Origin of the sequence: Streptomyces pyxinae, from assembly GCF_024756275.1 — a bacterium.
Classification (GTDB): Bacteria; Actinomycetota; Actinomycetes; order Streptomycetales; family Streptomycetaceae; genus Streptomyces; species Streptomyces pyxinae.
On the sequence record NZ_JANUGQ010000008.1, the window covers coordinates 257029 to 263191 of the forward strand.

6 protein-coding genes are annotated in these 6163 nt (G+C 74.5%); all 6 read left to right on the forward strand.

The window, feature by feature from the left end; all coding sequences use genetic code 11:
- Nucleotides 1–123: 123 nt before the first annotated feature.
- Nucleotides 124–933, forward strand: a complete 810-nt coding sequence (gene trpC / locus NX801_RS12540) for an indole-3-glycerol phosphate synthase TrpC (RefSeq protein ID WP_258787601.1) — start codon at nt 124–126, stop codon at nt 931–933.
- Nucleotides 934–942: 9 nt separating this feature from the next.
- Nucleotides 943–1224, forward strand: a complete 282-nt coding sequence (trpM, locus tag NX801_RS12545; RefSeq protein WP_428986127.1) for a tryptophan biosynthesis modulator TrpM — start codon at nt 943–945, stop codon at nt 1222–1224.
- A gap of 185 nt (nt 1225–1409) precedes the next feature.
- Nucleotides 1410–2702, forward strand: coding sequence for a tryptophan synthase subunit beta (gene trpB / locus NX801_RS12550; protein ID WP_258787602.1), 1293 nt, complete (start codon nt 1410–1412; stop codon nt 2700–2702).
- The gene (trpA, locus tag NX801_RS12555) at nt 2699–3559 is read left to right on the forward strand and encodes a tryptophan synthase subunit alpha (protein ID WP_258787603.1); all 861 of its coding nucleotides are present in this window, start codon (nt 2699–2701) and stop codon (nt 3557–3559) included. Before trpB ends, trpA begins: the two co-directional genes overlap by 4 nt.
- A 15-nt stretch (nt 3560–3574) precedes the next feature.
- The gene (locus NX801_RS12560) at nt 3575–4684 is read left to right on the forward strand and encodes a DsbA family protein (RefSeq protein WP_258787638.1); all 1110 of its coding nucleotides are present in this window, start codon (nt 3575–3577) and stop codon (nt 4682–4684) included.
- 168 nt (nt 4685–4852) lie between these two features.
- Entirely contained in the window at nt 4853–5965 is a 1113-nt protein-coding gene (gene lgt, locus NX801_RS12565; RefSeq protein WP_258787605.1) for a prolipoprotein diacylglyceryl transferase, read from the forward strand.
- The last annotated feature ends 198 nt before the right edge of the window (nt 5966–6163 follow it).

Sequence of the window (6163 nt, forward strand, 5' to 3'; positions counted from 1 at the left end):
GTTTCGCCCGCACCGAGTCCCCCCGACCCGCACAGCCGAACGCCGGCGTCGACGTCCGTGTCGACACCGCCGACACCGCAGACACCGTGTTCACCGTCTTCGTCCCGGAAGGGGGCCTCTCGCGTGAGTGTGCTCGACGAGATCATCGACGGCGTCCGCGCCGACCTCGCAGAGCGACAGGCGCGGGTTTCCCTGGACGAGCTCAAGGAGCGGGCCGCCAAGGCGCCGCAGGCCCGGGACGGGGCCGCCGCGCTCCGTGGCGAGGGCGTGCAGGTGATCTGCGAGGTCAAGCGCTCCAGCCCGTCCAAGGGCGCGCTCGCCGCCATCGCGGACCCGGCCGGACTCGCCGCCGACTACGAGGCGGGCGGCGCCGCCGTCATCTCCGTTCTCACCGAGCAGCGGCGCTTCGGCGGCTCGCTGGCCGACCTGGAGGCGGTGCGCGCCAAGGTCGACATCCCGGTGCTCCGCAAGGACTTCATCGTCACCGCCTACCAGCTCTGGGAGGCCCGGGCGTACGGCGCCGACCTCGCCCTGCTGATCGTGGCGGCCCTGGAGCAGCCCGCGCTGGAGTCGCTCATCGAGCGCGCCGAGTCCATCGGCCTCACCCCGCTGGTGGAGGTGCACGACGAGGACGAGGTCGAGCGGGCCGTCGCCGCGGGCGCCCGGGTGATCGGCGTCAACGCCCGTAACCTCAAGACCCTGAAGGTGGACCGGGGCACCTTCGAGCGCGTCGCCCCCGAGATCCCGGCCGGCATCGTCCGGGTGGCCGAGTCCGGGGTGCGCGGCCCGCACGATCTGATCGCGTACGCCAACGAGGGCGCCGACGCCGTGCTGGTGGGCGAGTCCCTGGTGACCGGCCGCGACCCGAGGGCCGCCGTCGCGGACCTGGTGGCCGCCGGCGCCCACCCGGCCCTGCGCCACGGACGGGGCTGACCCCGGGCCATGGCCGCCGCCCGCCGCCCCGCCCCGCCGCACCGGACGCCCGCGCGCCCGGTGGCGGGCCGTGCCCGGCCGGCTCCGGCCGGGAGCACGGTGCCGGCCGGGGGCGCGGTGCCGGAGGCGTACGCCCGGCTTGCCCGGGGGTGCCGGCCGCGCGGCTGCCGGGCGCCCGCGCGCCGGGTGCATGGGCGCCGGGTGCGCTATGTGATCGGTGACGAGCCGGGCCAGGTCAACGGCATGCGATGGCGCCCGCTCCCCGCCCGGCGCCGTCCCGCGCCCCGCTGAGCCCTTACTTCTGCCGCTGTCCACGCCGTCCCCGGCGCCGTCCCTCAGGGCGCCGCCGCGGCCGGGGCGGACCGGCTGTCGGGGCCCGGGGCGTGGTGCGTCCGTACGGGCGGGACGCGTACCGCACTTCTCGCGTCAGCCGACACGTCCGGGGGCCGCAGGGCCCCGTACAGGAGCGTTTCCGCATGCCCAGTGAATTCTTCGTCCCCGACACCGAGGGGCCCGTCCCCGGCGCCGACGGGTATTTCGGCGCCTTCGGCGGTGCCTTCATCCCGGAGGCGCTGGTCGCCGCCGTGGACGAGGTGGCCGTCGAGTACGACAAGGCCAAGACCGACCCCGCCTTCGCCGCCGAGCTGGACGAGCTGCTGGTGAACTACACCGGCCGGCCCAGCGCCCTCACCGAGGTGCCCCGGTTCGCCAGGGAGGCCGGTGGCGCCCGGGTCTTCCTCAAGCGTGAGGACCTCAACCACACCGGCTCACACAAGATCAACAACGTGCTCGGCCAGGCCCTGCTGACCCGCCGGATGGGCAAGTCCCGGGTCATCGCGGAGACCGGCGCCGGACAGCACGGCGTCGCCACCGCCACCGCCTGCGCCCTCTTCGGGCTGGACTGCACCATCTACATGGGCGAGATCGACACCGAGCGGCAGGCGCTCAACGTCGCCCGGATGCGGATGCTCGGCGCCGAGGTGATCGCGGTCAAGTCCGGCAGCCGTACCCTCAAGGACGCCATCAACGAGGCGTTCCGCGACTGGGTCGCCAATGTGGACAGCACCCACTATCTCTTCGGCACCGTCGCCGGGCCGCACCCCTTCCCGGCCATGGTCCGCGACTTCCACCGGGTCATCGGCACCGAGACCCGCCGCCAGCTCCTGGAGCGCGCCGGCCGGCTGCCGGACGCGGCGATCGCCTGCGTCGGCGGCGGCTCCAACGCCATCGGCCTCTTCCACGCCTTCATCCCGGACACCGGCGTCCGGCTGATCGGCTGCGAACCGGCCGGCCACGGCGTGGAGACCGGCGAGCACGCGGCCACCCTCACGGCGGGCGAGCCCGGCATCCTGCACGGCTCCCGGTCGTACGTCCTCCAGGACGCCGAGGGCCAGATCACCGAGCCGTACTCGATCTCCGCCGGGCTCGACTACCCGGGCGTCGGCCCCGAGCACGCCCACCTCAAGGACAGCGGGCGCGGCGAGTACCGGGCGATCACCGACGACGCGGCCATGCGGGCGCTGCGGCTGCTCTCCCGCACCGAGGGGATCATCCCGGCCATCGAGTCGGCGCACGCGCTCGCCGGGGCCCTGGAGGTCGGCCGCGAACTGGGCCCGGACGGGCTGATCGTGGTCAATCTCTCCGGCCGGGGGGACAAGGACATGGACACCGCCGCCCGGTACTTCGGGCTCTACGACACCGACGCCCCGGTGGAGGCCGACACGGCCGCCGAGGACGGCGCGGCCGAGATCCGGAGGGACGTCAAGTGAGCGGCACGAGCAGGGTCACCGGTACGACCGGCACGAGCGGTGCGAGCGGGAACATCCGGCTGCTGAGCGACACCCTGGCGGCGGCGAAGGCCGAGAACCGGGCCGCGCTCATCGCGTATCTGCCGGCCGGCTTCCCCACCGTCGACGGCGGCATCGAGGCCGTCACCGCCGTGCTCGACGGCGGCGCCGACATCGTGGAGGTCGGACTGCCGCACAGCGACCCGGTGCTGGACGGCCCGGTCATCCAGACCGCCGACGACATCGCGCTGCGCGGCGGGGTGCGGATCGCGGACGTGCTGCGGACGGTCCGGGCCGCCCACGAGGCGACCGGCAAGCCGGTGCTGGTGATGACCTACTGGAACCCGGTCGACCGGTACGGCGTCGAGCGCTTCACCGCCGAGTTGGCCGAGGCCGGGGGCGCCGGGTGCATCCTGCCCGATCTGCCGGTCCAGGAGTCCGGGCTCTGGCGGGAGCACGCCGAGAAGCACGGTCTGGCCACCGTCTTCGTGGTCGCCCCCAGCAGCCGGGACGAGCGGCTCGCCACCATCACGGCGGCTGGCAGCGGCTTCGTCTACGCGGCCTCGCTGATGGGCGTCACCGGCACCCGCGCCTCGGTCGGCCACCAGGCCGCCGAGCTGGTCCGCCGCACCCGCGCCACCACCGACCTGCCGGTCTGCGTGGGGCTCGGGGTGTCCGACGCGAAGCAGGCCGCCGAGGTGGCCGCCTTCGCGGACGGGGTGATCGTGGGCTCCGCCTTCGTCAAGCGGCTGCTGGACGCCGACGACCACGCGGCCGGACTGGCGGCCGTACGGGAACTGGCGGGCGAACTGGCCCGGGGCGTACGCCGGAAGGCATAACCCGTACGGGTGGATCTGGACCGGGGAGGCGCGCCCGCGTCTCCCCGGTTCGTTGCTGTGGGCGTGAGCGAGAAGAACAGAGACAGTGCGGGGAATGCGGGACACGCGGGACACGCGGGAAACACAGCCGGTCCCGGGCGGCGGGGGAGCGCCCGTGAGCGGCTCCAGGCCGAGCGGGAGCGCGAGAAGGGCCGGGACCGGCGCAGGCGGACGCTGATCGTCTCCGCCGCCGTCGTCGGGGTGCTCGGGCTCGCCGCCGTCGCCGGGCTGATCGCCGCCAACGCGGGCCGGGACGGCGGCGGTCCGGGCTCCGGTCCGGTGGCCGCGCCGACCGGGGCGGCGGGCAAGGACGACCTGGCCATCCCGGTCGGCGCCACCGACGCCCCGTCCACGCTCACGGTGTGGGAGGACTTCCGGTGCCCGGCCTGCGCCCAGTTCGAGAACGCGCTGCGGGACACCGTCCATGAGCTGGAGCGGTCCGGGCAGCTCAAGGTCGAGTACCACCTGGCCACCATCATCGACGGCAACATGGGCGGCAGCGGCTCGCTCAACGCGGCCAACGCCGCCGCCTGCGCCCAGGACGCCGGAAAGTTCGCCGAGTACCACGACGTGCTGTACCAGAACCAGCCCGCCGAGCAGGACGACGCCTTCGCCGGGGACGAGAAGCTCTTCGAGCTGGCGGGCCGGGTGCCGGGGCTCAACACCCCGGCGTTCCGGAGCTGTGTGGCCGAGGGGCGGCACGACGGCTGGGTGAAGAAGTCGGCCCAGGCGTTCCGGGACGGCGACTTCAAGGGCACCCCGACGGTGCTGCTCAACGGGGAGTCGGTGTTCCCGTCGAAGGGCGGGGAGCAGATCTCGCTGGAGAACTTCAAGAAGTGGGTGGCGGAGGCCAACAAGGGCAAGCGCCCGGGCACCGCCTTCCCCTCGGCGCAGAGCTCCGCCCCGGCCTCGGCGCCGGCCTCCGGGGTTCCCTCGGAGGGCTCCCCGTCGGCCGGGGGCTCGCCCTCGGAGGGCTCGGGACCTGGCACCTCCGGCGGCGGGTCGTCCTCTTCCGGCGGCTCGTCCTCCACGGGCGGCTCGTCCTTCTCCGGTGGCTCGTCCTCGGGCGGCGGCGCCGTGGAGTGAGCCCGGCCCTGTCCGCCCCGGGCGGTCACGGATCCGGCGGCGTCCCCCGTGGCCGCGACGGGCGCGCGGGGTGCGGTCCCCGGCCGTGCGGCGCCCGTGCGGTGTTATGCAGTCTTTGCCGGGCGGGTTGTTCCGCCTCCCGCCCGGCAGGGTAGCGTCTGGTCTGCCATGGACCTTGCCTACATTCCCAGCCCGTCGACCGGCGTCCTCCACCTGGGACCGGTTCCGCTGCGCGGCTACGCCTTCTGCATCATCATCGGTGTCTTCGTCGCCGTCTGGCTCGGCAACAAGCGCTGGATCGCCCGGGGCGGCAAAGCCGGCACCGTCGCGGACATCGCCGTCTGGGCGGTGCCGTTCGGACTGGTCGGCGGCCGGCTCTACCACGTCATCACCGACTACCAGCTGTACTTCGGCGAGGGTGAGGACTGGGTCGACGCCTTCAAGATCTGGGAGGGCGGGCTCGGCATCTGGGGCGCCATCGCGCTGGGCGCGCTCGGCGCCTGGATCGGCTGCCGCCGCCGGGGCATCCCGCTCCCGGCGTACGCGGACGCCATCGCGCCCGGCATCGTGATCGCCCAGGCCATCGGGCGCTGGGGCAACTGGTTCAACCAGGAGCTGTACGGGCGGCCCACCGACCTCCCCTGGGCGCTGCGCATCTCGGCGGGCCCGAACCGCGAGGCGGGGCTCTACCACCCGACCTTCCTCTACGAGTCGCTCTGGTGCCTGGGCGTGGCCGCCCTGGTGATGTGGGCCGACCGGCGCTTCCGGCTGGGCCACGGGCGGGCCTTCGCGCTGTACGTCGCCGCCTACTGCGCGGGACGCGGCTGGATCGAGTACATGCGGGTGGACGAGGCGCACCACGTCCTGGGCGTCCGGCTGAACGTCTGGACCGCGATCCTGGTCTTCCTGGCGGCGGTGGCGTACATCGTCCTCTCGGCGCGGCTGCGTCCGGGGCGCGAGGAGACCGTGGAGCCGGAGCCCGGGGCGGGGAAGCCCGGCGAAGCCGCGCCGGAGAGGGCCGGGAAGCCCGGGGCGACGACCGGAATCGAGGGCGGGAAGGCCGGGACCGAGCCGGGGACCGAGGCCGGTAAGGAAACCGGGACCGAGGCCGGTCCGGAAACCGGGACCGAGGCCGGCCCGGGGACCGGCGCCCCGGCCGGTGCCGGATCCGGGGGCGGGCAGCCCCGGAAGGCGGACCTCGGGAAGGCGTCGCCGGGCGCCGGGCCGGCGACGGCTGCGGACCCCGAGGGCGCCGCCGACGCGGCCAACGGCACGCGGTGACTTCCCCGGCCCGGCGACGGGCCGGACAGTGCGGCGGCAGCAACCGGGGTTGGCTGTCCCCGGCCGCCACCCTCGCACCCCTGTGCCCTTGGCGCCATTGCACGCGACCCTCACACCACCCCCCACACCCTGGGAAATAAAACCTGCCTTTCTTGCGCGGCCCCTACCTCGCAAGGACACTCGTGGTCACTCAAGGGG

What these genes read in the sequence shown, in the direction of transcription:
- lgt (WP_258787605.1), top strand. Translation starts at nt 4,853, where the DNA reads ATGGACCTTGCCTACATTCCCAGCCCGTCGACCGGCGTCCTCCACCTG.
- trpB (WP_258787602.1), top strand. Translation starts at nt 1,410, where the DNA reads ATGCCCAGTGAATTCTTCGTCCCCGACACCGAGGGGCCCGTCCCCGGC.
- trpM (WP_428986127.1), top strand. Translation starts at nt 943, where the DNA reads ATGGCCGCCGCCCGCCGCCCCGCCCCGCCGCACCGGACGCCCGCGCGC.